The 26,206-nt window shown below is 71.1% G+C and carries 29 protein-coding genes; 15 read left to right on the top strand and 14 right to left on the bottom strand.

Going from position 1 to position 26,206, the window contains the following annotated elements:
- Window positions 1-78 precede the first annotated feature (78 nt).
- From ACQP1N_RS08460 to ACQP1N_RS08450, 3 genes are all read left to right on the top strand, one after another.
- Window positions 79-1,713 (top strand): GMC oxidoreductase, encoded by a 1,635-nt coding sequence (locus ACQP1N_RS08460; protein ID WP_433230235.1) that lies wholly within the window; start codon window positions 79-81, stop codon window positions 1,711-1,713.
- Between the two features lie 161 nt (window positions 1,714-1,874).
- Window positions 1,875-2,768: a DMT family transporter gene (locus ACQP1N_RS08455; protein ID WP_433230233.1), complete on the top strand. Its 894-nt coding sequence runs from the start codon at window positions 1,875-1,877 to the stop codon at window positions 2,766-2,768.
- Window positions 2,765-3,631: a DMT family transporter gene (locus ACQP1N_RS08450; RefSeq protein ID WP_433230230.1), complete on the top strand. Its 867-nt coding sequence runs from the start codon at window positions 2,765-2,767 to the stop codon at window positions 3,629-3,631. Before ACQP1N_RS08455 ends, ACQP1N_RS08450 begins: the two co-directional genes overlap by 4 nt.
- Here the strand turns inward: ACQP1N_RS08450 and ACQP1N_RS08445 are convergent.
- The gene (locus ACQP1N_RS08445; protein ID WP_433230227.1) at window positions 3,609-4,673 is read right to left on the bottom strand and encodes an MGDG synthase family glycosyltransferase; all 1,065 of its coding nucleotides are present in this window, start codon (window positions 4,671-4,673) and stop codon (window positions 3,609-3,611) included. The genes ACQP1N_RS08450 and ACQP1N_RS08445 overlap by 23 nt on opposite strands.
- Window positions 4,674-4,704: 31 nt before the next feature.
- Here ACQP1N_RS08445 and ACQP1N_RS08440 point away from each other — a divergent pair, with 31 nt between their 5' ends.
- Window positions 4,705-5,415, top strand: coding sequence for a polysaccharide deacetylase family protein (locus ACQP1N_RS08440; RefSeq protein WP_433230224.1), 711 nt, complete (start codon window positions 4,705-4,707; stop codon window positions 5,413-5,415).
- A gap of 20 nt (window positions 5,416-5,435) precedes the next feature.
- On the opposite strand, the gene ACQP1N_RS08435 is transcribed toward ACQP1N_RS08440, so the two are convergent.
- Both ACQP1N_RS08435 and ACQP1N_RS08430 read right to left on the bottom strand, forming a co-directional pair.
- Window positions 5,436-5,702, bottom strand: coding sequence for a hypothetical protein (locus tag ACQP1N_RS08435; protein ID WP_067800184.1), 267 nt, complete (start codon window positions 5,700-5,702; stop codon window positions 5,436-5,438).
- 96 nt (window positions 5,703-5,798) lie between these two features.
- Window positions 5,799-6,080, bottom strand: coding sequence for a hypothetical protein (locus ACQP1N_RS08430; RefSeq protein ID WP_067800181.1), 282 nt, complete (start codon window positions 6,078-6,080; stop codon window positions 5,799-5,801).
- A gap of 113 nt (window positions 6,081-6,193) precedes the next feature.
- Between ACQP1N_RS08430 and ACQP1N_RS08425 the strand changes: the two genes are divergently transcribed.
- Window positions 6,194-6,898 carry a hypothetical protein gene (locus ACQP1N_RS08425; protein ID WP_131732798.1) on the top strand — a complete coding sequence of 235 codons (705 nt, stop codon included), beginning with the start codon at window positions 6,194-6,196 and terminating at the stop codon, window positions 6,896-6,898.
- Here the strand turns inward: ACQP1N_RS08425 and ACQP1N_RS08420 are convergent.
- Window positions 6,809-7,378 carry a DUF6879 family protein gene (locus ACQP1N_RS08420; RefSeq protein WP_067800178.1) on the bottom strand — a complete coding sequence of 190 codons (570 nt, stop codon included), beginning with the start codon at window positions 7,376-7,378 and terminating at the stop codon, window positions 6,809-6,811. The two genes, ACQP1N_RS08425 and ACQP1N_RS08420, sit on opposite strands and share 90 nt — an antisense overlap.
- A 50-nt stretch (window positions 7,379-7,428) precedes the next feature.
- On the opposite strand from ACQP1N_RS08420, the gene ACQP1N_RS08415 reads away from it, so the two are divergent.
- Window positions 7,429-7,779, top strand: coding sequence for a HEAT repeat domain-containing protein (locus ACQP1N_RS08415; RefSeq protein WP_131732799.1), 351 nt, complete (start codon window positions 7,429-7,431; stop codon window positions 7,777-7,779).
- Window positions 7,780-7,989: 210 nt separating this feature from the next.
- Here the strand turns inward: ACQP1N_RS08415 and ACQP1N_RS08410 are convergent, their stop codons facing one another.
- Window positions 7,990-9,378, bottom strand: a complete 1,389-nt coding sequence (locus ACQP1N_RS08410; protein ID WP_433232624.1) for an FAD-binding oxidoreductase — start codon at window positions 9,376-9,378, stop codon at window positions 7,990-7,992.
- 207 nt (window positions 9,379-9,585) lie between these two features.
- Here ACQP1N_RS08410 and ACQP1N_RS08405 point away from each other — a divergent pair, with 207 nt between their 5' ends.
- The 5 genes from ACQP1N_RS08405 (at window position 9,586) to ACQP1N_RS08385 (ending at window position 14,995) form a co-directional block, all read left to right on the top strand.
- Window positions 9,586-12,990, top strand: a complete 3,405-nt coding sequence (locus ACQP1N_RS08405) for a BTAD domain-containing putative transcriptional regulator (RefSeq protein WP_433230218.1) — start codon at window positions 9,586-9,588, stop codon at window positions 12,988-12,990.
- Window positions 12,991-12,998: 8 nt separating this feature from the next.
- On the top strand, window positions 12,999-13,127 hold the full coding sequence (locus ACQP1N_RS08400) for a hypothetical protein (RefSeq protein ID WP_433230216.1): 129 nt from the start codon (window positions 12,999-13,001) through the stop codon (window positions 13,125-13,127).
- A gap of 148 nt (window positions 13,128-13,275) precedes the next feature.
- A complete protein-coding gene (locus ACQP1N_RS08395; protein ID WP_433230214.1) occupies window positions 13,276-13,545 on the top strand; it encodes a hypothetical protein in 270 nt (89 codons plus the stop codon).
- Window positions 13,538-14,140 carry a DUF6879 family protein gene (locus ACQP1N_RS08390; RefSeq protein ID WP_433230211.1) on the top strand — a complete coding sequence of 201 codons (603 nt, stop codon included), beginning with the start codon at window positions 13,538-13,540 and terminating at the stop codon, window positions 14,138-14,140. The genes ACQP1N_RS08395 and ACQP1N_RS08390 overlap by 8 nt, the downstream gene beginning before the upstream one ends.
- Window positions 14,141-14,143: 3 nt before the next feature.
- The gene (locus ACQP1N_RS08385; RefSeq protein ID WP_433230208.1) at window positions 14,144-14,995 is read left to right on the top strand and encodes a DUF6082 family protein; all 852 of its coding nucleotides are present in this window, start codon (window positions 14,144-14,146) and stop codon (window positions 14,993-14,995) included.
- A 63-nt stretch (window positions 14,996-15,058) separates the two neighbouring features.
- Here ACQP1N_RS08385 and ACQP1N_RS08380 read toward each other — a convergent pair whose 3' ends face one another.
- The gene (locus ACQP1N_RS08380; protein WP_433230206.1) at window positions 15,059-15,604 is read right to left on the bottom strand and encodes an N-acetyltransferase family protein; all 546 of its coding nucleotides are present in this window, start codon (window positions 15,602-15,604) and stop codon (window positions 15,059-15,061) included.
- An 80-nt stretch (window positions 15,605-15,684) separates the two neighbouring features.
- Between ACQP1N_RS08380 and ACQP1N_RS08375 the strand changes: the two genes are divergently transcribed.
- Entirely contained in the window at window positions 15,685-16,134 is a 450-nt protein-coding gene (locus ACQP1N_RS08375; protein WP_067800162.1) for a MarR family transcriptional regulator, read from the top strand.
- 272 nt (window positions 16,135-16,406) lie between these two features.
- Here the strand turns inward: ACQP1N_RS08375 and ACQP1N_RS08370 are convergent, their stop codons facing one another.
- The 3 genes from ACQP1N_RS08370 to ACQP1N_RS08360 all read right to left on the bottom strand — a co-directional run bounded on the left by ACQP1N_RS08370 (window position 16,407) and on the right by ACQP1N_RS08360 (window position 17,760).
- Window positions 16,407-16,727, bottom strand: coding sequence for a DUF397 domain-containing protein (locus ACQP1N_RS08370; RefSeq protein WP_433230202.1), 321 nt, complete (start codon window positions 16,725-16,727; stop codon window positions 16,407-16,409).
- Between the two features lie 17 nt (window positions 16,728-16,744).
- A complete protein-coding gene (locus ACQP1N_RS08365) occupies window positions 16,745-16,873 on the bottom strand; it encodes a DUF397 domain-containing protein (RefSeq protein WP_433232621.1) in 129 nt (42 codons plus the stop codon).
- A 74-nt stretch (window positions 16,874-16,947) separates the two neighbouring features.
- Window positions 16,948-17,760 (bottom strand): helix-turn-helix domain-containing protein, encoded by an 813-nt coding sequence (locus ACQP1N_RS08360; protein ID WP_433230199.1) that lies wholly within the window; start codon window positions 17,758-17,760, stop codon window positions 16,948-16,950.
- 156 nt (window positions 17,761-17,916) lie between these two features.
- On the opposite strand from ACQP1N_RS08360, the gene ACQP1N_RS08355 reads away from it, so the two are divergent.
- Complete coding sequence (locus ACQP1N_RS08355; RefSeq protein WP_067800150.1) at window positions 17,917-18,132, top strand: hypothetical protein; 216 nt, start codon at window positions 17,917-17,919, stop codon at window positions 18,130-18,132.
- A 567-nt stretch (window positions 18,133-18,699) separates the two neighbouring features.
- Here the strand turns inward: ACQP1N_RS08355 and ACQP1N_RS08350 are convergent.
- The 3 genes from ACQP1N_RS08350 to ACQP1N_RS08340 all read right to left on the bottom strand — a co-directional run bounded on the left by ACQP1N_RS08350 (window position 18,700) and on the right by ACQP1N_RS08340 (window position 21,375).
- On the bottom strand, window positions 18,700-19,047 hold the full coding sequence (locus ACQP1N_RS08350) for a hypothetical protein (RefSeq protein ID WP_433230196.1): 348 nt from the start codon (window positions 19,045-19,047) through the stop codon (window positions 18,700-18,702).
- A 126-nt stretch (window positions 19,048-19,173) separates the two neighbouring features.
- On the bottom strand, window positions 19,174-19,329 hold the full coding sequence (locus tag ACQP1N_RS08345) for a hypothetical protein (RefSeq protein ID WP_157419231.1): 156 nt from the start codon (window positions 19,327-19,329) through the stop codon (window positions 19,174-19,176).
- 114 nt (window positions 19,330-19,443) lie between these two features.
- Window positions 19,444-21,375 (bottom strand): RNA-guided endonuclease TnpB family protein, encoded by a 1,932-nt coding sequence (locus ACQP1N_RS08340; RefSeq protein WP_433230193.1) that lies wholly within the window; start codon window positions 21,373-21,375, stop codon window positions 19,444-19,446.
- A gap of 166 nt (window positions 21,376-21,541) precedes the next feature.
- Between ACQP1N_RS08340 and aac(3) the strand changes: the two genes are divergently transcribed.
- The gene (gene aac(3), locus ACQP1N_RS08335) at window positions 21,542-22,387 is read left to right on the top strand and encodes an aminoglycoside 3-N-acetyltransferase (protein WP_433230191.1); all 846 of its coding nucleotides are present in this window, start codon (window positions 21,542-21,544) and stop codon (window positions 22,385-22,387) included.
- Between the two features lie 24 nt (window positions 22,388-22,411).
- Here the strand turns inward: aac(3) and ACQP1N_RS08330 are convergent, their stop codons facing one another.
- Both ACQP1N_RS08330 and ACQP1N_RS08325 read right to left on the bottom strand, forming a co-directional pair.
- The gene (locus tag ACQP1N_RS08330; RefSeq protein ID WP_433230189.1) at window positions 22,412-23,074 is read right to left on the bottom strand and encodes a response regulator; all 663 of its coding nucleotides are present in this window, start codon (window positions 23,072-23,074) and stop codon (window positions 22,412-22,414) included.
- Window positions 23,074-25,242, bottom strand: a complete 2,169-nt coding sequence (locus ACQP1N_RS08325; protein WP_433230187.1) for a sensor histidine kinase — start codon at window positions 25,240-25,242, stop codon at window positions 23,074-23,076. The genes ACQP1N_RS08330 and ACQP1N_RS08325 overlap by 1 nt, the downstream gene beginning before the upstream one ends.
- Window positions 25,243-25,436: 194 nt before the next feature.
- Between ACQP1N_RS08325 and ACQP1N_RS08320 the strand changes: the two genes are divergently transcribed.
- Window positions 25,437-26,171, top strand: coding sequence for a hypothetical protein (locus tag ACQP1N_RS08320; RefSeq protein WP_433230185.1), 735 nt, complete (start codon window positions 25,437-25,439; stop codon window positions 26,169-26,171).
- The last annotated feature ends 35 nt before the right edge of the window (window positions 26,172-26,206 follow it).

Below are 26,206 nucleotides of genomic sequence, written 5' to 3'. Positions count from 1 at the left end.
TTTTGAGTAGCTAGTGACTTCCCTTTCACAGCCATATAGAACCTGTTCCATTCTCCGCACCAGTGAGGGAGGTCACGCATGAGTGACTTCACCATGCCCAAACGAGAACCCGGCCGCGTATCGCGCCGCGGATTCCTCGTCGGAACCGGTTCCATTCTGGGGCTGGGGCTGATGAGCCGGACCGGTGCGTCCGCCGCCCCGGCGGCCGCCGGGCCGATCGGGGACGGCGCCCGCGTGCCCGCCCTGGTCATCGGCACCGGCTACGGCGGCTCCGTGGCCGCACTGCGGCTCGCCCAGGCGGGTGTCGACGTCCACATGGTCGAGATGGGCATGGCCTGGGACACGCCGGGCTCGGACGGCAAGATCTTCGCCAACACCCGGACGCCCGACTACCGGTCCTACTGGCTGCGGACCCGGACGAAACAGCCGCTCAGCAACTTCCTCGGCTACCCGCTCGACAAGGGCGTCCCCCGCTACACCGGCATCCTGGACGCCGAGGAGTTCCCCGGCATCACCGTCTACCAGGGCCGCGGCGTCGGCGGAGGGTCGCTCGTCAACGGCGGCATGGCGGTCACTCCGAAGCGGTCGCGGTTCGCCGCGATCCTGCCCTCGGTGAACGCCGACGAGATGTACAACGTGTACTACCCGCGCGCCAACGCCGGCCTGGGCGTCAACGAGATCGACCGGACCTGGTTCGACACCACCGCCTGCTACCAGTTCGCCCGGGTCGGGCGGAAGCACGCCCAGCGGTCGGGGTTCGAGTTCGTCTACGTCCCGAACGTGTACGACTTCAACTACATGAAGCAGGAGGCCGCGGGCGCGGTGCCGAAGTCGGCACTGGAAGCGGAGGTCATCTACGGCAACAACTACGGCAAGAGGTCGCTGCAGCAGACCTACCTCGCGCAGGCCAAGGCCACCGGCCGCGTCTCCATCTCGCCCCTGCACAAGGTGACGTCGGTGTCGCCCCTGTCCGGCGGCGGGTACACGGTCGTCATCGAGCAGATCGACACGACCGGCGCCACCACCGCGACCAAGACCGTGACCGCCGACCGGGTGTTCTTCGCGGCCGGCAGCGTCGGCACCAGCAAGCTCCTGGTCAAGCTGAAGGCGACCGGCGCGCTGCCCGGCCTGAACGGCGAGATCGGCAAGGGTTGGGGCGAGAACGGCAACGTCATGTGCGGCCGCGCCAACCACATGTGGGACCCGACCGGCAGCCTCCAGTCGTCCATGCCCACCGGCGGCATCGACAACTGGGACGCCGGCGGCGCGTTCGCCGAGATCGCGCCGCTGCCCACCGGCATCGAGACCTACGCCTCCTTCTACCTGGCGATCACCAACACCCCGCGGCGGGGCGAGTTCTCCTGGAACGCCGCGACGGGACGGGCCGACCTGAACTGGCAGACGGCCTGGAAGCAGACCAGCATCGACATGGCCAAGACGATCTTCGACAAGATCAACCAGAAGGAGGGGACGGTCTACCGGACCGACCTCTTCGGCGCCTACAAGATCTGGGGCGACCACCTCACCTACCACCCGCTCGGCGGCGCCGTCCTGAACAAGGCCACCGACAACTACGGCCGCCTGCCCGGCTACCCCGGCCTCTACGTCATCGACGGCTCGCTCATCCCCGGCAACACCAGCGTCAACCCGTTCGTCACCATCACCGCCCTCGCCGAACGCAACATCGAGAAGATCATCACCACCGACCTGTGACCACGCGCCGCGGAAAATCCGGCCACGGGCGCGTGTGGCCGGACTTCTCCGCCCGCGCGGAGCCGGGATCCGGCCTCGTCCGGGGACGATGTCCGGTTCGGTCCGCGCCCCTCGGGTAGGGGCGGACCCTGACGGACCGGCCGGGGGGATCGTGGGTTCGGATGAGCGTTCTCGGGATGGCCATCGCCGTGGTGGCGGCGTGCTTCATCGGGCTCGGGTTCGTGGCGCAGCAGCACGCGGCCTTCCGGGAGCCGCTGAAGAAGATCCTGCACCCGCGGCTGCTGCTGGACCTGCTGCGCAGCCGGCTGTGGCTGGCCGGCATCGGCTCGATGATCACCGGGCAGATCATCTTCGCGGCCGCGCTGAACATGGCCGACGTCACGCAGGTCACCCCGGTGCTCACCACCAATCTCATCTTCGCGCTGTTCGCCGCGCACGTGATCTACCGGGAGCGGCTCGGCCGCACCGAATGGCAGGGGGCGCTGCTGCTCACCGGCGGCGTCGCGCTGTTCCTCGGGGTCGGGCTGCCGCGGGGCGGCACCGCGCCCGGCGCGCTGTCGTTCCGCTGGGCGGCCGGGGCGGCCGTGCTGCTGCTCGCGGCCCTGTGCGCGGTCGGCGGCCTGCACCGGGACCTGCGCGTCCGCGCGATACTGCTCGCGTGCGGCGCAGGGCTGCTCTACGGGCTTGAGGACACGCTCACCCGCAGCGTCCTGCTCCGCGTCGACCACGGGTTCACCCCCGCGCTGCTGACCTGGCAGCCCTACGGCCTGCTGGTCATCGGGGCGCTCGGGCTGCTGTTCGCGCAGAGCGCCTTCGACGCGGCGCCGCTGCGGATCTCGCTGCCCGCCACCACGGCGGCCGAGCCGCTCACCGGCATCGCGCTCAGCATCGCGATCTTCGGGGAGCAGGTACGGGTCTCGCCGCCCCGGCTCGCGCTGGAGACGCTCGGGCTCGCGGCGATGGTCGCGGGCATCATCGTCCTCGGCCGCTCGCCGTACCTGGGCAAACCGGGCGAGCGCGTGGCCGTGTCAGCGGATGGGGTGAGAAGCCCTTGATCGCCGTCCTGCTCGGGGTGCTGACCGGCGCCTGCAACGCCCTCGCCTCCGTGCTGCAGCGGCGTGCCACCAAGACCGCGCCCGCCGGGACGTTCAGCCCGGCCCTCATCCTGGAGATGCTGCGCCGCCCGCTGTGGCTCGGCGGCATCGCCGCGCTCATCATCGCGTTCCTGCTGCAGGCCGCGGCGCTGTCGCAGGCGGGACTCGCGCTGGTCCAGCCGATCCTGGCCTCCGAACTGCCGTTCACCATGATCCTCATCGCCTGGCTGCCGCCGCGCGGGTTCCGGCGCGTCCCCTGGGCGGCGGTCCTGCTGCTCACCGTGGGCCTCGCCGTGCTGCTGTCCGCCGCCTCGCCGTCCGGGGGCCAGGGCAAGCCCGGCGGCGCCGCCTGGATCATCGCGGTGGCGGGCACGCTGGGCTGCGCCGCCGGGCTGGTGGCGGCGGCGTGGTTCATCAGCGGGCCCGTCCGCGCCGTCCTGCTGGGCGTGACCACCTCGCTCGGGTTCGCGCTGACGGCCGCGTTCATGAAGGAGGTCACCGAGGACTTCGCGGACGGGATCGTCACCGCGCTCACGTCCTGGCCGATCTACGCCATGGCGCTGACTGGCCTCGCCAGCCTGATGATGCTGCAGAGCGCGCTGCACGCCGGCACGCTCGTCGCGGTGCAGCCCGCGCTCACGGTGACCGACCCGGTCGCGAGCATCATGCTGGGCCTCCTGCTGTTCGACGAGCACGTCCGGGGCGGCCCGTGGATCGTCCCGGAGGTCATCGGCGTCGCGCTCATCCTGGCCGGCAGCATCGGGATCGCCCGCTCCCCCCTGCTGCACGAGGAGCACACCGTCACCCCAGCACGGAGCGGATGACGCGCTCGGCGGGGACGGCGTCGAACAGCGCACCGGCCCTGCGGATCCGCCTCTTGCGCACCGCCTCGTCCTTGAGCCGGTCGAGCGTTTCGACCAGCTCGCCGGGCGAGCACGCGTAACGGCTCAGCCCGGCGCGTGCCATCGCCACGGCGCCGTCCCGCCCGTGGCCGGGAATCGGCCGGTAGGAGATCACCGGCAGCCCGCACGCGAACGCCTCCCGGCACGTCAGCCCGGCCGCGTTGTCGACCAGCGCGTAGGCGCCCGCCATCAGCTCCGCCATGTCGTCCCGCCAGCCCAGCGCGACGCCGCCGACCCGGCGGCGCAGCCGCTCGTTCCGCCCGCAGAGCACCACGGGGACATACCGCCCGGACGCCGCCAGGCCGCGCGCCGTCTCCATGACCCGCCCGACTCCCCACGCACCCGCCGAAACGAGCACCAGCCGGTCGTCCGGCGCCGCCCCGGCCACGGTGCGCAGCCGGTCCCCCGCACGCCGCGCCCGCCGGAACTCGGGCCGCACCACGGGCGCGTGACCGGTCGCGGGACGGCCCGTCCGCTCCAGCACCGTCCGCGCGGACCGCTCGTCCGGGCACAGGTAGCGGTCATTGCCCGCGTGCAGCCACATCCGGTGCACGGCGAAGTCGGTGACCAGCACCAGCGACGGCACGGTGAGCCGCCCCGCGTCCCGCAGCCGCCCGGCCGCCTGCGCCGCGACATGGAACGTCGACACGACCGCGTCCGGCGCCGGCTCCCGTAACCGCCGCTCCAGCCGCGCCGCGATCAGCGCCGTCAGCGGCGACGCGGGCGGCGGACGGCGGGACACGAAGAACGACCGGTAGATCCCCTCGTACAGCCACGGCGCGGACCGGACCATCCCCGCGTACATCCGCCGCAGCCCGTGCCCGAGCCGCAGCGGAACCAGGTCCAGCACGTCCAGGACGGACGCCTCGACGTCCTGCGCCGTCATCCGGCGGGCCAGTTCCGCCGCGACCGCGTCATGCCCGGCCCCCATGCCCGCCGTCAGAATTAACACTCGTTTGCCCATCGCTTGCTCTCCCCCCGGTGAAACTGTCCGCATGCCGTGCCGTGTCCCCGCCGCCCTGGCCGCCGTCCTCCTCGGGCACACCCTGCCCGCGGTGACCTGGCTCCCCCCGGTCCGCCGGCTGACGCCCCGCCTCGCCGGCCGCGGCGGCCCCCGCCATGTCGCCCTCACCTTCGACGACGGCCCCGACGCCCGCTCGACACCCCTCTTCCTGGACGAACTCGCCCGCCTCGGCTGCCACGCGACGTTCTTCGTCCTCGGCACGATGCTCCGCCGCAACCCGTCCGCCGGCCGCCGCATCGTCGCGGGCGGCCACGAGATCGCCGTCCACGGCTGGCACCACGACAACCCCCTGACGACCCGCCCAGGCCGCGTCACCACCGAAATCCGCCGCACCGTCCACCTCATCGAGGACGTCTGCGGCGTGACCCCGTCCTGGTATCGCCCCCCATACGGCGCCCTGAGCACCGAGGCCCTCCTCGCGGCCCGCCGCAGCGATCTGCGTCCCGTCCTGTGGACGGCCTGGGGCAGAGACTGGACGGCCTCCGCCACCCCTTCCTCCGTGCTGGAGACCCTCGCGCCGGACCTCAGGGGCGGCGCAACGCTCCTCCTGCACGACAGCGACGTCACCTCGGCACCCGGCGCCTGGAAGGCCACCCTGGCCGCCCTGCCCGAGGTCGTGGCCGGCTGCCGCGCCACCGGCCTGACCCTCGGCCCCCTGCGCGACCACGGGGTCCCCACCTGACAACCGCCGTCACACGGCTACTACTCCCCCACCACACGCCCTCTATGTGAAGCCACCACCCGTTTCTCCGCCCTCGCGCCCTTCTCCCGCGCGTCCGCGATCAGCGACTTCACTGCGTGCCACTGGCGGTAGCGGGGGAAGATGAGCGGCTGCGTGTGCACCGCGAACGGCTTGAAGGACGGAATCTTGCCCGCCTTCGCATCCGCGTCCTCCACGTGCAGGTACTGCCTGCGCGCGTCGGCGACGGTCTGTCCGGTCGCCGCGTTCTCCAGCTCGGCGGACGCCACCGGGATCCCGTTGACGAAGAACGTCAGATCGACCGACTTACCGGGCTCGTCCGCCGAGTAGTGCAGCTACCGCGTCACCGTCAGCCGGTTCGCGTTCTAGTCGTCCAGCGTCCCCGCCGCGAGGGTGTGCGCGGGCAGAAAGTAAACGAGCCGGAATCGGATGCCCTTGTCTTTCACACCGGTGCGCAGCACGTCCAGCGCGCCCCACACGCCGATCTCCTTGCCCACGAGCCGCGCGAACGGCCGCGCCGGGTCCTCCCCGTAGGCGCCGCGCAGCCGCTCCCATTGCTCCGGCTGCGTCCGCACGAGGAACACCGCCGGCTCCGCCGTGCCGAGCCCCAGCTCCCGGTCGTAGTTCCCGGCTCGCCCCGCGCCCATCCGTGCGCGATCAACGCACTTTCGACGGCGTCCTCAAACGTCCTCTCCGTACACCTTCACGCCCATGCCCGGCATGTTACATGTAATGTGAGCGTCTCGGTATAGATTTCAGCGTGTTGACAACGCTAACATACAACACTCATCGACACTTCCAGGGGCATCCGCTCAGGTGGCGGCCCGACTTCAAGGTCACCGACCCACACTTCAAAATGAGCTCCAAAGACAATTATTCAACACTGGGCACTGGCTGCGGTTGCCTTTTGGGGATTTTTGTGCTCATCGCAGGCTGCATGGCCGCCGGTAATGATGACTACACATATGACGATCCCCGAACACTGCCGGCACCCGTCGAGGAACAAGAGCCGGCCAAGGATGCCGTAAGCTACACCGTCATCTCCGCGAAAGGCGGCAAAGTCGACGGCGAGAACTGCGTAATAGCGCGCGTCAAGGTATTCAACCATGGATACGCCCCTATCCATCTGAGCACGGGTTTCAACTTCCCGAACCCCTTCACCCTGGTGAACGCCGCAGGTCAGACAGTGTGGTCCAGCACAGACTCACTGGACCTTGAGCACGACATCCCGCCGGGAGGCCAGGAGAACGGCACCATCAATTTCTGCACACCCGAACTCGACGACGGCAGCAGGGTAACGCTTTATCATGACAAGAAGAAATGGAAGGTAGACATCCCCAAGGACAAGCCCGAACATATAAAGCGGCCGAGAAGCTCAGAAAAGGCCGGCGGCGGCGGAGCCGGGCCGGGCTATACGGGACCGCGCTGCTACGCACCCGGCGGCAGAACTTGGCACCCATGCTGACGTGTCACCACTACAACGAACACCCCGCCAGTGGTTCGCCTGGACGATCTCCTCGGGGTCATCGATGATCTCCGCCGCCGCGAACGCTCCATCCCGCTCGTAATGCATCGTGACGAAGCGGCAGGAGTCGAAGAGCCAGTAGTCACGGCGGGGGATGCCTTCCGGCCACTCGCCACGGCCGACCGGGATGATCCGCACATCCTCCCCAGCCGGGACGGTGTGCTCGTAGGACCAGGCGCATTCGAACCGGACGTAGTCGGAAAGGGGCTCCTCGACGACATGCACCCGGTGCATGCGCTTCCCCGCCTTCTTCGCGGGCCGCACGTTTCCCTCGATCCAGTCGGCGATCCCCGGGAATCCCCCACGCGCCTGCCCGGCCAGGAAGAGCGCGAACTCTTCCTTTTCGTAGGAGACGTCATAGCGCTGCAGCGCCTCCAGCCGGTAGGCCGTATACCGGAAGTGGGGACGGGTCAGAGGCATCGTGCCGGGAGGCGGGCGGGGCTCGTGAACAAGAAGGGCAAAATACTCTGATGGAGTACGCGGACGTGCCGCCCGCGCGGCGGGACGAACTGCAACGGGCACTCACCGATGGTGATGACGACGCGGTTCAGGAGGCGCTCGTGGGTCTCGCACTCCATGACGAAGATGGAACATGGGTACAGGATCAGTGCCTGACGCTGAAAGACCATCCGTCTTGGCAAGTCCGCGCCACGGCCATGACCTGCCTGGGGCATATCGCAAGAATACACAAGTCGATTGATATCGATCGGGCGCTCCCCGTACTCCGTTCAGCGATGAACGATCCACGTATCGCGGGATATGCGGAGCAGGCGATCGAGGACATCGAGATCTATGTCGGCTTCTCCACCGGCGGCCCATGAACCTTCGCCTTGACGGGCGGGGACGACCACACCACGTTACGGATGCGGTAGTGGCCCAGTCCGTCAGGGAGTCGTTCCCCGCCCGCGCCGGTGTGGTGGCACGCCGCGCGCTCGGTGATTCACTTGGATGAGGTGGGAGTCGGGGCGATGGGCATTTCGTCCTGGAAGGGGCGGGTGGGCTCTTCCAGGACGATCGCCGTTCGGCGGCCGTTAGTCGGCGGTGGGGTTTGGGATGCCGATGGAGTGGCCGAAGCGGAACATTCCGGCCGGGTCGTAGACGGCCTTCAGCTCCGTGAGCCGCCGGTGAACGTCGGGCGGCCAGGCCGCCGCGACCTGCTCGGGCGCGGTGGCCGCACCCTGGAAGTTGAGGAGCGCACCGCCGGTCGTCCACGGGCGGACGGCGTCGATGACGCGTTCGCCGAGCGGCCGCACCAGGGCCGCCATGTCCTGCGGGGGCGGCGGGGCGAGCACGAGCAGCGAGTACGCGGCGTCCCGTCCGCCGACCGCGTTGGGGACCTGCGGTGCGCGGGCCAGCGCACCGCCGAGATGGCGCACCTCGACCATGTGCGGCGGGGCCTCGGCGCCCGGTCCGGCCACGTCCACCAGGGCCTGGACGGCGTCCTCGGTCAGCTCGCGGAACAGCGCGCCCCGCTCCCACACGGGCATCGGGTCGGTCGGGTCGTTGTGGATGGCGCCGATGGCGGTGTACGGCATCATGCCGACCATGTCGATGATCGGCGGGGCGGCCGACCGCATCGGCGCGAGCAGCCGCTCGCCCTCGGCCTGGTCGCCGACGTGGGCGACGCGCAGGTGGACGACGAACCGGCCGCGCAGCGGCGGCGGCAGCTCGTCCACCGGCGGCAGCCGGAGCAGCGCGACGGACGTGGTGGTCGACTCGGGCAGGTCGCGGGACCACGCGCGGTAGGCGTGCAGGACCCGCGCCGAGTCCTCGCCGGCGTAGAAGATCCCGCCGCCGTACAGGCTCGCGACCGGGAACAGGCCGATCGTCATGGCGGTGACGATGCCGAAGTCGCCCTTGCCGCCGCGCAGGGCCCAGAACAGGTCCGGCTCGGTGCCGGCGTCCGCGATCCGCGTGCGGCCGTCGGCGGTCACGACCTCCAGGGACCGGACGTGGTCGGCGGCGAAGCCGTAGGTCCGGGCGATCGGTCCGAGGCCGCCGCCGAGCGTGTAGCCGACGGCGCCGACGGAGGGGGCCGAGCCGCAGAGCGGGGCGAGCCCGTACGGCGCGGCGGCCTCGATCACCTCGGCCCAGGTGACGCCCGCCTCGACCCGGGCGGTCCGGGTGGCCGGGTCGACGGTGAGGCCGCGCATGCGGCCGGTGTTGACGATCAGGGCCCCCGCAACCGGGGCGACGGAGCCGTGCCCGGTGGCGTGGACGGCGACGGGCAGCCCGTACCGCCGGGCGAACCCGACCGCCGCCGCCACGTCGGCCGCTCCGGTCGCGCCGACGACGACCGCGGGACGGTGCCGGATCGTCAGGTTGAACGGCGCGACCTCCCGGTCGAGGCCGGGGTCGCCGGGGGTGAGGACCGGGCCGGAGACCTGCTGACGAAGGCCGTCGAGGTCCGGGAGGGACATGGTGGTCACGGTGATCTCTCCTGTCTGGGATCTTCTCGGCGGTGCCGAGCGGCGGGCGGCACATCCGTTCTCGCAGGCACCACTTGGGGCACCCTTTGCGGTGGGTTAGATTTGGCCTGTTCGGCGCCGTTAAGGCCGGACACAAGCCGTCCTTAAGTGGCGACCGGGCAGGCCGGCACAGGGACACGGGCACCACAGCGGGGGCGGGTGGAAGGCGATTTCGAGCGGGAGTCCGGTGCCACCGCCGGGGTGCCGCGGTTCCGGGTACTGGGGCCGCTGGAGGTGACCGACGCGGCGGGCACGCCCATCGTCGTGGGATCGGGCAAGCTGCGCGCGCTGCTGACGCTGCTGATCGCGGACGCCGGCCGGGTCGTGTCGGTCGACCGGCTGGTCGACCGGCTGTGGTCGGGTGACCCCCCGGCCTCCGCGGTGGGAACGCTCCAGGTCTACGTCTCCCAGGCGCGGCGGCTGCTCGACCCGTCCCGCAGGACCCGCACGGCCACGGGCGCGATCGTGACCCGTCCGCCCGGGTACCTGCTGGACGCGGCGGACGGCGAGGTCGACACCGGCCTGTTCGCCGCCCTGGTCGCGGACGGCGAACGGCTGGTGGAGCGGGCCGCCCACGCCGCCGCGCTGGAGGCCGTGGACCGCGCCCTGGCGCTGTGGCGCGGACGTCCCTTCGCCGACGTCGCCGAGGACCCCGACCTGGCCGGGCACGCCGAGGCCATGATGGAGCTGCGGCTGCGCGCGCTGGACTGCAGGGCCGCCGCGCTGCTCGGATGCGGCCGCCCGGACCTGGCCGCCGCGACCGCCGAGACGCTCGTCCGCGAACAGCCGCTCCGGGAGCGGTACTGGGCGCGGCTCATGCTCGCCGCCTACCGCGACGGCAGGCAGGCGGACGCGCTGAAGGCGTACCAGGACTGCCGCCGGCTGCTGGACGAGGAACTCGGGCTGATCCCGGGGCCGGAGCTGGCCGGCCTGCAGAGCGCGATCCTGCGCCGCGACCCCTCGCTCGGCGAGGTCGCCACCGCGGCCCCCGTCCCGGAGGCGCGGATCCCGCCGGACGTCGCGCGGCCTGGGCCGTCCGCGAGCACGGGGCGGACGGCCCCCGAGCCTGCGGTGCCCCCGGACGAGCAGGCAGCGGGCTCCGTGCCGGGACTCGTCGGACGCGAACGCGAGCTCGGCGAGCTGCGGGCCGGGATCGAGGCCGCCCGCCGGGGCACCGGGACGATGGTGCTGCTGGAGGGCGAGGCGGGGATCGGCAAGACCACGCTCGCCGAGGCCGCCGCGTGGATCGCCCGCGAACGGCACATGAACGTCGTATGGGCGCGGGCGGTGGAGGACCTGGGCGCCCCGCCCTTCTGGCTCTGGGAACAGGTGCTCCAGGAGCTGGGCGTGGAACGGCCCCCCTTCGCGGGCGGCGCGCAGAGCCGTCCGGCGGGCCTCGCCGGGGACCGCGCGGCCACGCGGACCCAGGACCTGGCGATCGAGCGCTTCCGCCTGCTGGAGGCCATCGCCCGCGCCGTCGTCGGGGCCGCCCGCACCGGCCCGCTGCTGCTCGTCCTGGACGACCTGCAATGGGCCGACGCGGGATCATTGCAGGCGTTGCGGCTGCTCATCGGGCGGTTGCGCGGCCTGCCGTGCGGCATCGTGGCGACGTGCAGGTCCACCGACGCGCTCGACCCGGCGGCGCTGGAGGACACGCTGGCCCTGCTGGGACGCGAGCGCGCCGTCCACCGGCTCCCGCTGTCCGGGCTCTCCGTCGCCGAGGTCGAGGCCCTGCTCGGCGGGCACTGCGACGGCCTGCCGGACGCGGCGGCGGTGCGGGAGCGCACCGGCGGGAACCCGTTCTTCCTCGCCGAGCTGCTCCGGTTCCACGACGACGTGGACGGGCGTTCCCGGCCGCAGGTGCCCGCCACCGTCCGGGACGTCGTGGAGCGCCGCTTCGAGCGGCTGCCCGAGCGCACCCGCGTCCTGGTGCGGCTGGCGGCGCTCGCGGGCGCCGAGATCGACATCGGGATCCTCGCCCACGCCGTCCGGATGGACCCGGCGCAGGTCGTGACCGCGCTGGAACCGGCGCTGGACAGCGGGCTGCTCCGGCACGACGAGGAGACGTGGCGGTGGCGGTTCGTCCACGACATCTCCCGGGACGCGCTGTCGGCGCGGCTGGCCCCGGGCGAGCGGACGCAGCTGCACGCGCTCCTCGCCGACGCCATCGAGGCCGTCCACGGAGGGGACGGCCGCCTGGACGACCTGGCGCGGCACCGTTTCCACGCCGCCGGCGGCACCGCGTCCGAGCCCGCCTTCCGCACCTGCTCCCGGGCCGCCGACGAGGCGTGCAGGCGGCTCGCGTTCGACCAGGCGGCCCGGCACCGCGAGCGGGCCCTGGCGGTGCTGCCGCCGGGCGGGGACGGGGAGGACCGCCGCTACCGGACGCTGATGACCCTCGTCGGGGAGCTGCGGCTGGCGGGCGACGTGCGCGGCGCCGACGCGGTGCTGAACGAGGCGGTGGAGATCGCCCGGCGGGCCGGGGACCGGGAGCGGCTCGCCGACGCCGTGTCCGTCCTCGGCGGCGTGACGCTGTGGAACTGGCGCCCCTACGGCACCGTCGACCCCGGCTTCGTCGCGCTGCTGCGGGACCTGATCGCCGAGACGCGCGATCCGCGCCGGCGGGCCGAGCTGCTGGGCACCCTGGCCGTCGAGCTGTACTACGGGCCCGACCGCCCGGAGGGCGAACGGCTGGCCGAGGAGGCGGTGGAGATCGCCCGCCGGATCGGCGACCCGGAGCTGCGCGGCCGGACGCTGAACAACTACGTCATGGCCTCCTGGGTCCCGGAGCGGGAGCCCGCCAGGATCGCCGCGCTGGAGGAGTCGCTCGCGCTGGCGGGCGCCGGGCTGCCGGCCGCCACCGAGGTGATCGCGCGCATGCACCTGCTCTCGGTGCAGCTGAAGTTCGGCCGGATCGCCGAGTACGAGGACGGCCTCGAATGGACCCGGCACATGGTGCAGACCCTCGGCATCACCGAGCTGGAGGTCCAGCACACCTACCAGCAGGCCGGGTACGCGATCTTCCGCGGCGACGACGACACGGCCCTCGAACTGATCGAGCAGGCGCACCGGCAGCACAGCCGGACCAGCGTGTGGGGCGGGCAATGGGCCCGCCTCATGCAGCTCACCGTGCTGGACCGGGTCAGGGGGCGGGTCCCCGGCCGGCTCGACGAGCTCCTCGCCGCGGCGCCGCGGGCGGAGAACACGGCGCTGCGTCCCACCGCCGTCCTGGCGCTGCTGGACGCGGGCGAGCGGGAGCGCGCCCGGCATCTGCTCCGCCGCTGGGGCCTGGACCGGCTGCCGCGCGAGCAGACCTGGGCCTCGGACTTCGAACACGGCCAGCTCGGCGAGATCGCCGCCGTTCTCGGAACCCCCGACCCGGCGGCCATGTACCGGCTGCTGTACCCGTACCGGGACCGGCTCCAGGTCGTCGGCTCGGCGCTGGCCTGCGCCGGCTCCACCCACGCCGTCCTGGCGAAGCTCGCCCGGCGGCTCGGCCGCCCGGACACGGCCGCGGAGCACCTGGCACACGCCGCCGCGGCCCCGGGCCCCCGAACTCCCTGAGCAGCCCCTTGAACGACACGGCGGTCCGGCTGCCCGCCCGCCGCGAACGGCACGACCTGCGCCTTCATATTCCGTACGCCCTCCGGCACCGGGATCAGATCCTCGAACCGGCTCGGCACCACGTCCGCCACCACTAGAGACCGCCCACGCGACATATCTTCCAGTGGTAATCCGAAATCGCGGGATTCCCAGAACCGAAAATGCGTCAGCGGGCCGGAACATTGTTGAAATAAGATGTTCATGGAACCCTGTGATTGAACCGCTGTCACGGACGATCGGGGCGCTATGGCGAGGATGTGGGGGGCCGATCCCGCCGCGCGGTTCGCGCGGCGGCTGGGCAAGTCACCACATGAGCTGGGTGACACCAAGGAAGACATGACGTGTCCGGACTTGTGGGAGCTGTCCAACGGTGACGTGGCCGCCATAGGCCGCGACCTGACCGAGGTTTATCGCGATCAGCTACCCGCGGGCGTGAGCGTCGGTCCTGACGAGCGGATCGTCATCTTGCCCCGCAACCTGGTCATAGCCGCCAAATCGGACATCCCAGATGCTTGATCGAGTACCGAATCTCCCCGCCGCTTTCCTCACCCCAGAAGAATACGCGTCCGACGCCAAGTCGCGTTTTACTGACATCAAGGACTACTTCTGGAAGCTCGAAAGGCGGCAGACCTTCCAGGAAGAGGGCGATGCCAGCTACCGCGCGTTCATGTGCGGCGACTGGGACGAAGCGATGAAAATCGAGGCCCAGGGACTCGACGCACTCCGGCAGCGGTTCAAGAACGTAGGTTTCGAGTACCGGAGAGTTCGTGTCGCCGAACTTCCGGTCACCCCCTACCTCCAGTGGGAGATGCAGGCGTTGCGGGTCCGGGCGGAGGCGGGTGAGGGCATCCGCGTCGTGGACGCGGACGCCGTCCGCGACCGTGAGGAAGACGGGCTCCTGCCCGAGGTCGTCATCCTCGGGACGGCGGCGCTGTACGAGGTCCGTTACGACCGGGCGGGCGTGCACAACGGCGCCCGGCGGATCGTCGACCCGAAGGTCATCGACGAGTGCCGGACCGAGATGGCCGCGCTCTGGGACGGCGGCGAGGACTTCGCCTCCTACTTCGCCCGGGAGATAGCGCCGCTGCCACCGCCGCACGCGCAGCATTGAGACGTGGCGCGAACGCGGTTCACCGGGGGCGGCGGCAGGCGTACCGGGCTGACCGTCCTGCTGGTCCTCCTCATCGTGCTCGCGGTCGGGCTGGTCGGGGCGTCCCCCGTCGCGCTCGGCCTGTTCCAGGGTGACGCGACCCGTTGGGAACGGCTGAGTTTCATCGGGCAGACCTACGGCGCGGCCTCCGCGCTGCTGTCGGCGTTCGCTCTCGCCGGCATCGTGGTAACGCTGGTTCTCCAAGCACGCGACACCAAGGTGAATCGGGAGCAGGGCCAGCGGCTGGCACATCTCGAACTGCTGAAGATGGCGTTGGACAACCCGCTGTACCGCCGGGCCTGGGGTCCCCTTCCCCCCGGCCACGACACCGACGCGGACCTCCAGGAAATCTATGTGAACCTGATCTTCTCGAACTGGCAGATGTCCTTCGAGTTGAAGACGATGGACGAGCGCCTGTTGCGTGTGGTCGCATCCACGCTGTTCAAAGGCGAGCCCGCGCGCCGGTTCTGGGCCAAGGCCCGGCAGACGCGCATCGCCACTTCCGCCACGCGCCGGGAACGCCGCTTCCACCGGATCGTGGACGAGATGTACCAGGCAGCGGAAGCGCAGGGGCCGCCTCTGCCCGATCTGGGGAGGCGGCGGGAATCAGTGATCCGCCGTCACCGTGGGGTTCTGCTCGGTGCGGCGCTGGGCTCGGCCGCCGCCCTGCTCGCGCACGTGCTTCACCGGGTCGTCCGGACAGCTCGGACACCTCGCGGCACCCGGGCTCGGCATCGGCGCCATCCTCACACCGGACGGACGGGAGCCGCCGCACGAGGGCATCCAGCCCAGGACACGAGCGAGAAAACGGCGTGATCCGCACACTTGCGCATGTCGTTCGCCAGTCCGCCCGCATACGGGGGCGCGGGGCATTGCCCCTTACGCCTGGGGCCTATCGAGATTCCGAACGCGCACGAGGTTGCGGACGGTGTCTCCGTCTTGCTCGTCGGTGTACTCGGCGACCGGGAGGTAGCCGTGTTCGTCGTAGATGCGTCCGAGTTCGGGGCTGCCCGCCCAGTGGTCCAGGGCCAGGGCGGGGGCGCCGTGTGCTCTGGCGAGATGCTCGGCGTGGGTCAGCAGGGCCGAGCCCGCGCCCCGGCCGGCGGAGCCACGGTCGGTCATCACGGTGTGGATGAACATCGAGCCGTCGGGGACCACACCGGCGGGGATGCGCGGCGGGACCATGGGCGCCGCGGCCAGGAGCCCGACGCATTCGCCGTCTCGCTCGGCGATGGTGATGACGCCTTGGGAGGTCCAGTCGGCGACCCGGTCGGGGAAACCCGGCTGCTGCGAGAACGGCACCGTTCCCCACTGCTGGGGCCGCCCTTGGGCCACCAGCCACTTCAGGACGGAGTCCATCAGCGCCAGCAGGGCCGGAACATCGCTCGTCGTCGCCTGTCGCAGGTGCAGCGGGTGATCTGGCACGGCGGTCTCCCTCGGAGGTTAGACTTGGTCGAGCTCATTAATTTAACTATCTAAGGATTAGATTGTCAAAGGAAATGAGGATGGGCGCCATCACCAGGGCGGTCCAGGAGCTTCAGGACGCCACCGATCTGATCGATGAGCTGGCGGCCCGGCGCCTGGGTGTCAACCGCACCGACCTGCGGTGCCTGAGCCGGCTGACCGCCCGTGGCCCGCTGACCGCGAGCGAGCTGGCCGCCGCCGCCGGGCTGACCGGCGGCGCGGCCACCACCGCCATCGACCGGCTGGAGCGGGCCGGCCTGGCCCGGCGAGTCCGCGACGCGGCGGACCGGCGCCGCGTCCTGGTCCACCTGACCGACCAGGCTCACACGGCCGGCCAGGGGATCTGGGGGCCGATCGTGACCGACGCCTTGGCCGAGCTGCGCCGGTTCACCTTCGCCGAGCTGGAGATCATCGAGACGTTTCTGCATCGCGCGCTGGACAACCAGACCCGGCACGCAGACCGCCTGCGTTCCCAGGCGCCGGATCGATGAGACCGAAGGCCGGTGTCCCGCGGTCTTCGACGCGTCGTGCTCGGGGCGGGGTTCCTGGCGGAAGCATGGCCCTGTCAGCACCTTTGCCCGGCGGGGAGCGGCCCCGGCGATGAGGCGCCGCGACGTGCGGGACGGGCCGGAGTCTCAGCCGCTCGTGCGGTTCACCGATGAGGAGTTCGCGCGGGTTCAGGCGGCGGGCTCGGCCGGCGGGAAGGCGAGGGCCTCGCGCCCGATCGTGGACGTGAGGCCCTCCAGGTGTCGCAGGGGGTCGCCTACTCGTCGTAGTGGCCCGCGCGAATGTCCCGCGCCAGCGTCCCGAAGGCGGCCCGCCCGAAGGTCAGCATCGGCCCGTCCGGATCCTTCGAGTCCCGCACCGCCACGACAGAGACGCCCCGGCCGACCTCAACGCAGTTGCCACCTGATGAGTCGCTCCGCGAACTCTTCCGCCAGGACGCCACCTCAACGCAATCTCCGCCGGACGCGTCGCTCCGGCTGCTCTTGCGCCACGAGGCGACTTCGATGCAATTGCCGCCCTCCTGGTCGCTGTGCGAGCTCTTGCGCCAGTGGACGGACGAGGGGATGGACATACCCATGCGACCTCCAGCGTTGGTTAGCGGTCGTACTGTTCGGCACGGATGTCCCGCGCCAGCGCACCAAACGCCACGCGACCAAAGGTCAACTTTGGCCCATCCGGATCCTTCGAGTCCCTCACGATGACAACCGAGGCAAGTGCTGCCACCTCAACACACGCGCCCCCCTCGGAGTCGCTCCTAGAGCTCTTGCGCCAACGGACGGACGATAGATCCAGTGTGCTCACGTGCTCTCCATGATCGTACGGATCAGGTTTTCGGACTCCGCACCCGACAGCGCGGCAGTCCGGATCACGTTGAACAGTATGGCAAGTTCCTGAACATCGCGTGGGTTCGTGAGCACCTGACCGTGTCGCCCCACTCCGTCCACGTACGCAACATCCGGTGCTTGTTTAAACCCAAGCAACTGAAATCCGCACGGCTGAAACACTGCAGCATCTGTAGGGATGACCTGAAGCGCGATCTTGGGATGGTCCATGACTTCCAGCAGGCGCTTGCACTGGTCCGTCCGAAATTCCCATCTGAGATCCCGTATGACCGCTTCGCGGATGAGTACGAACATCCATGGCGGGTCTGCCCTTCGCAGGATCGCCTGCCGCTCCATACGTATCGCGACCAACTCCTCCACCTGGTCCGTACGCATTCCCGCACCAAGTACAAAGCGTGCGTACTCCTCCGTCTGCAGGAGACCTGTGAGCAGCAGGGGTTCGTAGATGCTGATGTGCGAAGCCTCGGGTTCCGCTTCAGCCAGTGGCCGAAAGCCGTTGGGAATCAAACCATGCTTCCGCGCCTCTACATGCTTCTCCCACATGCGACGGAAGGCGCCGCCCATCTGGAAGTAGGTGTCGAGGTCGTCGGCGAGGCCCTCGGACGGGGGCTTCTCGAAGGTCTCGACCTTGGCGATCCACTGGGGCGTGCAGCCCAACGCCGCCGCGAGCTTGTTCCGGGAGAGGCCGGACGCTTCGCGCCTCGCACGCAACTCGTTGACGAACACCTCCTGGTAGGCGGAGGGGGCAGCGTCGCGTGAGGGTGCCATCGGGGGTCTCCTGGGTGTCGGCCCGTGTGTTCGGGGGCGGCGCCTGACTCATTGGGGGGTGCTCATCGGGGGGTGAGCGGTTCGTGGCTCAGAGTAACTCTTCCCTGCAAGGCTTTCCTGCGAAACGCCGGACCAATTCGCAGGGAACCCCGACCCGTGAACGATCGAGAACTCGCACGTCTTCAGGAGCAGTACCCGTTCTGGCGCATCCGCCGGCCGCCGACGATGGAATGTCTCTTGGCCACTCGTCTCGGCCGTCCCCTTACCCAGAAGGAGATCTACTACGGCCTATGCGAAACCCTCGTCGAGGACACGTACGAGCTGCTCAGCGAGGCCCTCGCCAACCAACGTGAGATCGAGGGCACGCTGTGATCGCCAAACTGGCGATCACGGGCGCCTCACTCCTCGCATTCTTCGCAATCTGGCTGCTGGCCCTCTTCGTCGGCATGGCAATCACCGACCACAGTTACACCGGAAAACACCGCTAATGCCGACATACCTTCCCCAAGTCGGCACCGTGGTTCGCGTTCACTCGCAGCGTGTTGCCCTTATCCGGCCGACCGCCGATGAAGGCAACACGCCGCCAGTGAACGTAGCCGGTAGACATCAGCCAGCCTGCTGGCTTCCTTGACCAGCGGCGTGTTGCCCTCTGGGTGGGGGGAGGGCAACACGCCGCTTCCCAGGCGGCTTCCGACAGTGAAGCGCCATTGAACTCCCGGAGCGGTTGCCGTCCGGTACCTGCGCTCCCACCCTCTGAGCGCAGGCCGCCGACAGTCCCCCCGACCGGCAACCGTTCCGGGGCCGCCCATTCCGGGCGAACGCCCACCTCACGACACGCGCCCGCGCAGTCGCCACGTCCAACTCCCCCGTAACGGCTGCCGCTCCTCCAGCGACCCCACCTGCCTGCGCAGCCGCCGGGAGCGCAGGCAGGCGTCGCTCCTACGCGACCGGCCCCAGCCCGGGACTGTCCTCGCCGGACGCCGACACGTGGTGGCGGGACGGCTCGGGAGCGCCGAGGAGGACGGCGGTGCCGAACAGGACGTGCCGTGCGCGGGGGATGAGGTCCTGCACTGTCCTGCCGGGCATCAAGTAGGTGTCCCCGGCCGGGACCCAGTAGGCGGTGATCTTCAACGCCACAATGGCGTGCGCGCCCTGCTGCGCCGCCTGGTACGCCAGGCGGTCGAGGCCGTGCCCGATCTCGGCCTCGTCCGTCCAGACCGGCCAGGCGCGCTCTACCGGTCCCGCGTTCGCGATCGGGACGCCATCGGTCGTGTAAATCGGGATCACCGCATCGTCTTCCCTGTCTCGGCACGTCGGACAGCGACCATGATGTCCGGGCGCCCGCGACCTACGGCAGGGACCCCACGCCCGGACGCGGGCGTGAGGTCCCCAGAGGTCGGGCGCGCGGGCGGGTTACCAGGGTTTGGTGGTCCTGTACTTGTTGCCGCCGCCGTTCTTGATCGACGGGGTGGAGCACTTGCCCCAGACCGGCGGGCTGCCCTTACCGCCCCAAAGGATCATGGGCTTCTTCTTGTTGCCGTAGCTGTTGCCGTAAATGTTCTTGGTCAACTACTCGGCCCTGAAGGACCGCGCTTGTCAGCTGGGTCCTTGTGGGCTTTGTTCACGCTCCCGACTGCCCGCTACGGCGGGGCGGTCACGGGTCGCATCCACCAGGTTCCGGGGCTATGCCGGGGCCGGTGCGGGCATGTTGACGAATACCCACGCCGAGCGCGCGCGGTCACGCACGTTGACCCCGGCGACGACGTCGGCGGGTCCAGCGAGACCGCACCGGCGACAACAGAAATGGTCCCGCGAGGGACGGTTGTTCCTGGCGGTGTGGCCGCAGCGCGGGCAGCGCTGCGAGGTGTAGGCCGCATCCACCTGCAGGAACGGCACACCGGCACGGCGGGCCTTGTACTCGAGGAACTCGCCGAGCTGGTGGAACGGCCAGGACGACAGGCGCGCCCGCTGGTCGCGAGGAACCGTGACCCGTTCGCGGATCCCACCCAGCTCTTCGAGCGCGATTCCGCGGCCGGTGCGTGCCGCGACGGCGACGACCTGCCTGGAGATCTTATGGTTGACATGCCGGGCGTGCCGCGCCTCACGCCGCGCCCGCTTCTTCAGCAGCCGGGCCGCCGAACGGGTCCGCTTGGCCTGGATCTCCGCCCGCTTGCGGGCCTGCCACCGCCGGTACCGGCCCAGGCGTCGTCCTTGATGGTTGTCGCCATCGCTGGTGGTGGCCAGGTTGACGATCCCGCGGTCCACCCCGATCCAGTCGGCGGGCTCGTACACGTCCGGTTCGGGGATGTCGCAGGTGGCCAGCAGGAACCACATGCCGTCCCGGTGGACCAGGTCCGATTCGCCGTGCCGGTGCGCGGCCAGTGTCCTGGCCTGCTCGGGCGAGCAGGCCAGCCGCAGGTTCTTACACCGGCCATGAACGGTCCAGATGCTGACGGTGCCCGCGTCCAACCGCCACGACAGGTTGCGGTCGTCAAAAGTGTGCGCCGCGTCCGGGCGGAACACGACCGGCTTGGACTCGGCCTTGCGGCGCCGCCGGGACGCCGGGCCGCCGAGATTGCCGTTGCGGATACCGGCCCGCAGGGCGGTGTAGGCGTCCACGACCCGTTTGATCACATGCTGCGCGGCCTGCGCCCCCAGCCCGGCGGCCTTCAACTCGGCGTAACACAACCGCCGCAGCGGCGTCTCGCGGCACCGAAGCCCGAACTTGTCGAAGGCCACGGCCGACACCCGGGTGGCGGCGACGTTGACGGCGTGCAGGGTCGCCTCCAGCGCCAACGCCTGCTCAGGCGTCGGCAGCAGCTTCACCTGCACCACCAGTTTCACAATCCGTGACATTACCATTACGTTCCCCAGCATGCGGGGAACCCGGCGAGGCGGCGCCGACGCGCCGCGCACCAGGGAAGCGATTCCTCCCGGCCCCGATGGGCCGGGGTTCCTCACTAGAAAGATGCTGAAGACGTTGCCCTTGCCGCACCCCTCACCCTTCGTGGTGTCCCGCCATTCGCTGAACGTGGCGTAGGAGCCCGAGCGATAGAACTTGTTGCCGCTGACGAGGTTGTTGCTGCTGACGCGGACGCGGACGGGGTCGCCCGTCACGTACTCGAACCTGTTGCCGGAGATCGTGCTCCTCGAAGTCCGGACGAGGTAGATGCCGTGCATCTTGCCCGAGTTCTTCAGTTTGGAGAACAGATTGTTCTTGATCTTCAGCCCGGAGGAGCTCTCCGTGTGAATTCCGCCGTACCCTTTGGAACCGCTCAGATTCTTGAAGACGTTCCCGGTGATGGTGATATTCGTGTTGCCCTTCAGCCTGATCCCGTTCGGGGCGTTCTGGAACGTCTTGCCGGAGATGGTGAAGCTCCCGTACCCGGCCTTGATGCACAGGAGGTAGGTCGCGCAGGTCGTCTCGCCGGGGTAGCGGGCGGCCCGCGCGGTGTTCATCCGCGACCCGTCGAAGACGACGCGGCCCGTGCCCGAGGCGGTGTCGAAGACGACGCTCGACCCCTTCGGGGAGTAGTCCCAGACGATGGGCTCGGTGAGGTGGTGGACGCCCCCGACGATGAGCAGCCGCACGTGCTTGACACCCCGGCGCTTCACCGGCCACCACCATCGCGGCCGACATCGGAAGAAGCACGATTCTGCGCTTGTCCTCGCCCTCTCCACCATGATCATTTACTCGGCCGATTAAACCCAGCTTTCCCGGATCTCGTCCAACCGGAAGGGAACGCGCTCCGGCCGGACGGTCCCGCCTATGATCGCGATCATGGACGAGATGAGCCTGCTCGCCGGTTCCGGCGGGCCGGTGACCCGGAGCCGGATCAGCCGCGACCTGGAAGCGCTCGGCCTCGGCCGCGGCGACGCGGTCATGTTCCACACCCGCATGTCCGCCATCGGCTACGTGGCCGGCGGGCCGCAGACCGTCATCGGCGCGCTCGGTGACGTGGTGGGACCGCGGGGCACGCTCATGACGTACTGCGGCTGGAACGACGCACCGCCCTATGACTTCGTCACCTGGCCTCAGCCCTGGCAGGACGCCCTGCGCGCGGAGCACCCCGCCTACGACCCCGGTCTCAGCGAGGCCGACCACAGCAACGGACGTCTCCCCGAGGCGCTGCGCCGGTGGCCGGGGGCGGTGCGCAGCCGGCACCCGGACGTCAGCTTCGCGGCCCTGGGAGCGGCGGCGGCCGACTTGACCGCCGACCATCCGTGGGACGACCCCCATGGCGCGGACAGCCCGCTCGCGCGGCTGGTGGCCCATAACGGCCGGGTCCTGCTGCTGGGCGCTCCTCTCGACACCATGACGCTGCTGCATCACGCGGAGGCGCTCGCCGAGGCGCCCGGCAAAAGGTTCGTGGACTACGAACAGCCCGTCCTCGTGGACGGCCGGCGGGTCTGGCGCCGCTTCCACGACATCGACTCGGAGGACGGGGCCTTCGACTACTCCGCCGTGGTGCCCGAGGGGCGGGACCCGTTCGCGGTCATCGCCGAGGACATGCTCGCCGAGGGAATCGGCCGGAAGGGCAGGGTCGGCGCCGCCGACAGCTACCTGTTCGAGGCGTCGCAGGCCGTCGACTACGCCGTCACCTGGATCGAGAGCAGACTCCGCTGACGAACGCGCGTGCGGCGGGCGGGGTCAGGGGCCGAGGCCGGCCTCGCGGGCGCGCAGGACGGCCTGGGTGCGGTCGGCGACCTGGAGTTTGGCGAGCACGGCGGAGACGTTGTTGCGGATCGTCTTGGGCGACAGCGACAGCCGGTCGGCGATCTGGCGGTTGGTCAGGCCCCCGGCGATGAGCGTGAGCACCTCGCGTTCGCGCGCGGTGAGGTGGGGGAACGGGTCCGGCTCGGCGGCGCGGGGGGCGGCGAGCCTGGCGAAGTACGCGGTGACCCGCGCGGCCAGCGCCGGGCCGAAGATGATCTCGCCGTTGGCGACGGCGGTGATGGCGCGCAGGATCTCGGCCTGGTCGGCGCCCTTGACCAGGTAGCCGTGGGCGCCGGCGAGCATGGCGGCCAGGACGCTCTCGTCGTCCTCGTGCATCGTCAGCGCCAGCACCGCGATGCCGGGGTGCCTGCCGGTGATGCGGCGGGTCGCCTCGATGCCGTCCAGCTTGGGCATCTGCAGGTCCATCACGACCACGTGCGGTTGCAGCCGCCGCGCCATGTCGACGGCGTCGACGCCGTCGGCCGCGGTGCCGACCACCTCCACGGCACCGGTGGAGGTCAGCATCAGCGACAGGCCATCGCGATAGATCGGATGGTCGTCGGCCAGCAGCACCCGCGGCCGTTCCGCAGCGGTCATCAGGCTCCTCCCAGGTCGGCGGCCGGCAGCGACTCTATCCCGGCGTCCCGTTTCTCGTGGTCGTGCCGCCGCGCCGAGGCGCGGTAGGGGATGACGGCGTGCACCCGTGTCCCGCCGCACGGCGGAGAGGTCACCGTGCACTGCCCGCCGAGTTCCTCGGCCCGCTCGCGCATCCCGAGCAGGCCGACGCCGACGACGGCGTCCGGCGCTATCCCGCGGCCGTTGTCGGTGATCTCGATCTCCAGGGCGTCCGCGGGCGCGGCCAGGCGCACGGTGCAGCGGCTCGCGGCTGCGTGCCGGGTGACGTTGGCCAGCGCCTCGCAGACGATGCGGTAGCCGGCGACCTCGACCGCGGCCGGCAGGTCCGCCAGCACCTCGCCGGAGCCGGCGGCGCCCGGTGCGCCGAGGTCGAGGGTGATGGCCAGGCCGGCGCCGTCGAACCGGCTGATCTGCCGCTGGACGGCGCCGACCAGCCCGAACTGGTCGAGTGCGGGCGGGCGCAGGTCGTGCACCAGGCGGCGCACGTCGGCGAGCACGGCCGACAGGTCGCGGCGCACGTCGGCCAGGGTCCGGTCGGCGGCGGCGGGGTCGCGGGCCGCCAGGTTGCGGGCGGCCTCGATCTTCAGGGCGGCGGCGGCCAGGGCGGGGCCGAGCCCGTCGTGCATGTCGCGGCGCAGCCGCCGGCGTTCCTCGGCCACGCTGGTGACCAGGTGTTCCCGGCTGCGCTGCAGTTCCTCGGTCAGCGCGGTGGCGCGGACGGCGGCGGCGGCCTGCCGGACCACGTCGGCCAGCAGCCGCTGGTCGGCGTCCGACAGGCGCGTCCCGGTCTGCGGCACGAGGGTGAGCCGGCCGATCGGCACGCCCCGGTAGGCCACCGGCAGGACCACCGCGCCGGCGCTCGCGGTGCCGTGCTCGGCGACGACGGTGTGCCCGTCGGTGCGGTTCATCTCCACCCGCACGTAGGGCGACCGGAACGCGGCGCCCACCGCCTGCGCGACCTCCACCAGCAGCTCGCCCGAGCCGCTGGAGTCCTCCAGGCGGCGCGCCAGCGCCGACACCACGTCGTACGGGTCGCCGCGGCCGGTCACCAGCCGGTCCACGGAGCGCTGCAGCCGGGCCCGCAGCGGCGCGTACAGCACGGCCACGACGCCGGCGCCGGTGATCGCGGCCAGCGGCTCGTCGAGCAGCGTGCCCACGCTCAGGAACACGGCCATGTCGATGGCGACCACCGCGGCCGCCAGCCCCCCGTACAGCAGGGTGCGGCCGAGCAGCAGGTCCACCTCGTACAGCCGGTACCGGGACACCGCGATCAGCACGGCGGCGGCCAGCGCCACCAGCCCGGCGGCGAACGCGGCGTCGTTCACCCAGTTCCCCGGCGCGAGCAGCGGGATGGCCATCAGGGCGAGGTTCAGCAGCGCGGCCAGCAGCATCCACCGCAGCTGCGCCCGCCGTTCGGGGTCGGCGCCGAAGAACCGGCGGACGAACGCCGCGACCGGCACGAACAGGCTGACGGCGATGAGCGGCAGGACGAGGCCGAGCAGCGTGCGCCATGCGGCGTCGGGCAGCGGCGGCGTGGTCGGGTCCAGTGCCAGGCCGGCCATGCTCGGGGCGTCCGGGCTCTCGCCCTCGGCGGAGACGAAGACCCGCCACGGGGCGGTCAGGCCGAACAGCAGCGCCAGCCCGGTGCAGGCCAGCGAGACGCCCACCGGCCACCGCCAGCGCGGCGAGGGCAGCCGCCCGTCGGGGAAGAACAGCAGGAACAGCGGCGGGATGAGGTTGAGCGAGGGGCCGGTGCGGCCGCCGATGTAGGCGGCGAGCGAGGTCAGCGGCAGGGCGCCGCGATGTTCCAGCAGCGAGAACGACGCGTACGCGGCGGCCACGCCGTTGCCGCACGCCAGCACGCCGCCGCCGACCAGCAGCCAGGTCATCACGTGCCGGGGCAGGCGGGTGGCCAGGATCGCGCCGGCCAGCGCCAGCGCCAGGCCCGGCACCGTGGAGCCCCAGGCCGACCAGGCCAGGGGCTCGGGACGGCGGCCGTCGCCGTTCAGCGCGTCGAGCCAGAACCCGGCGGCGGTGCCCGCGGCGACGGCGACGGCCGCGGCCACCGCCGCGGTCGTGAGCCACCGCCCGGACCACCGGAAACGGGAGGCAGGGAGCGGTCTTCTCACGCACCGAGGATCCCATGCCCGCCGTCCCGCGGGCCGGGACGGGCGCCCCTGACCAGCGGGGACGATATCCCGGTCCGGCCGGGCAGATCCGGGACGGCGGAGTGCGCGCCGCCCCTGCCCGCCCGGGACGTCCCCCGCCGATGGTGGACGTACCGCGGCGCAGGGGGCGCCGCACCGAAGATCGTGGAGTGAGCATGTCGATACGGCCGATGGGACAGGACCCCACGGAACACCCGCACCCGGCGGAGCCGCCGGTCCGCGTGGAACGCAGCAGGCTCGTCAACATGGGCCAGGCCGCCGACGCCGGCCGGGCCGGCGCGCCCGCGGCCTCCGGGGGGCCGGGGCTGCCCGCGCCGCGGACGGCGGCCGCGGTGCGCCTGGCGGGGGTGATGCTGGCCGCCGGCGCGGCGGTGTGGGCGGTGGGGCTCGTCGTCGTCGGGGAGGAGGTCAAGAAGGGGATCACGCTGGTGGACTGCGTGACCGGGCTCGGCTATGTGGCCGGGCTGTTCTGCCTGGCGCTGGTCGTGCTGTACACCGGGGGGACGGGCGCGCGGAAGGGGCGGGCGTTCCCGATCGCGGTGCTGGCGCTGACGCCCGGCGCGTTCCTGTTCAACCTGCTCTCGATGTCGTATGTGGGCCACACGTACGAGGACCTGCCGCCCTGGCTGGCGATCATCGACGCGTGCTGGCCGCTGTCCAACCTGGGGATGCTGGTCCTCGGCATCGCGGTGCTGAAGGTCGGCCGCTACCGCGGCCCGCTGCGCTGGTACCTCCCGCTGTGCGGGCTGTGGCTGCCGGTGTCGATGGCGGGGCAGGCCGCCGGCGGGGGCGCGGCCACCCTGGTCAGCGCGGCATGGCTGCTGGGCACCTACACGGTGGTGGGGGTGTGGCTGGCGCTGCGCCCGGCGGACGTCCTGGCACCCCGCTGACCGGCGCTCCGGCCGCCCGCCCGGGGCGGAGCGGT

It is taken from the genome of Actinomadura formosensis (genome assembly GCF_050948385.1).
Classification (GTDB): Bacteria; Actinomycetota; Actinomycetes; order Streptosporangiales; family Streptosporangiaceae; genus Spirillospora; species Spirillospora formosensis.
Note: the sequence above shows the minus strand (reverse complement) of the source record. Positions and strands in the feature narration are given on the sequence as shown.

Excerpts from the sequence above, each read along its gene's own strand:
- ACQP1N_RS08460 (WP_433230235.1), top strand. The coding sequence starts at position 79 with ATGAGTGACTTCACCATGCCCAAACGAGAACCCGGCCGCGTATCGCGC.
- ACQP1N_RS08455 (WP_433230233.1), top strand. The coding sequence starts at position 1,875 with ATGAGCGTTCTCGGGATGGCCATCGCCGTGGTGGCGGCGTGCTTCATC.
- ACQP1N_RS08445 (WP_433230227.1), bottom strand. The coding sequence starts at position 4,673 with ATGGGCAAACGAGTGTTAATTCTGACGGCGGGCATGGGGGCCGGGCAT.
- ACQP1N_RS08440 (WP_433230224.1), top strand. The coding sequence starts at position 4,705 with ATGCCGTGCCGTGTCCCCGCCGCCCTGGCCGCCGTCCTCCTCGGGCAC.
- ACQP1N_RS08430 (WP_067800181.1), bottom strand. The coding sequence starts at position 6,080 with ATGGGCGCGGGGCGAGCCGGGAACTACGACCGGGAGCTGGGGCTCGGC.
- ACQP1N_RS08420 (WP_067800178.1), bottom strand. The coding sequence starts at position 7,378 with ATGCCTCTGACCCGTCCCCACTTCCGGTATACGGCCTACCGGCTGGAG.
- ACQP1N_RS08415 (WP_131732799.1), top strand. The coding sequence starts at position 7,429 with ATGGAGTACGCGGACGTGCCGCCCGCGCGGCGGGACGAACTGCAACGG.
- ACQP1N_RS08410 (WP_433232624.1), bottom strand. The coding sequence starts at position 9,378 with ATGTCCCTCCCGGACCTCGACGGCCTTCGTCAGCAGGTCTCCGGCCCG.
- ACQP1N_RS08395 (WP_433230214.1), top strand. The coding sequence starts at position 13,276 with ATGGCGAGGATGTGGGGGGCCGATCCCGCCGCGCGGTTCGCGCGGCGG.
- ACQP1N_RS08390 (WP_433230211.1), top strand. The coding sequence starts at position 13,538 with ATGCTTGATCGAGTACCGAATCTCCCCGCCGCTTTCCTCACCCCAGAA.
- ACQP1N_RS08375 (WP_067800162.1), top strand. The coding sequence starts at position 15,685 with ATGGGCGCCATCACCAGGGCGGTCCAGGAGCTTCAGGACGCCACCGAT.
- ACQP1N_RS08370 (WP_433230202.1), bottom strand. The coding sequence starts at position 16,727 with ATGGGTATGTCCATCCCCTCGTCCGTCCACTGGCGCAAGAGCTCGCAC.
- ACQP1N_RS08360 (WP_433230199.1), bottom strand. The coding sequence starts at position 17,760 with ATGGCACCCTCACGCGACGCTGCCCCCTCCGCCTACCAGGAGGTGTTC.
- ACQP1N_RS08330 (WP_433230189.1), bottom strand. The coding sequence starts at position 23,074 with ATGACCGCTGCGGAACGGCCGCGGGTGCTGCTGGCCGACGACCATCCG.
- ACQP1N_RS08320 (WP_433230185.1), top strand. The coding sequence starts at position 25,437 with ATGTCGATACGGCCGATGGGACAGGACCCCACGGAACACCCGCACCCG.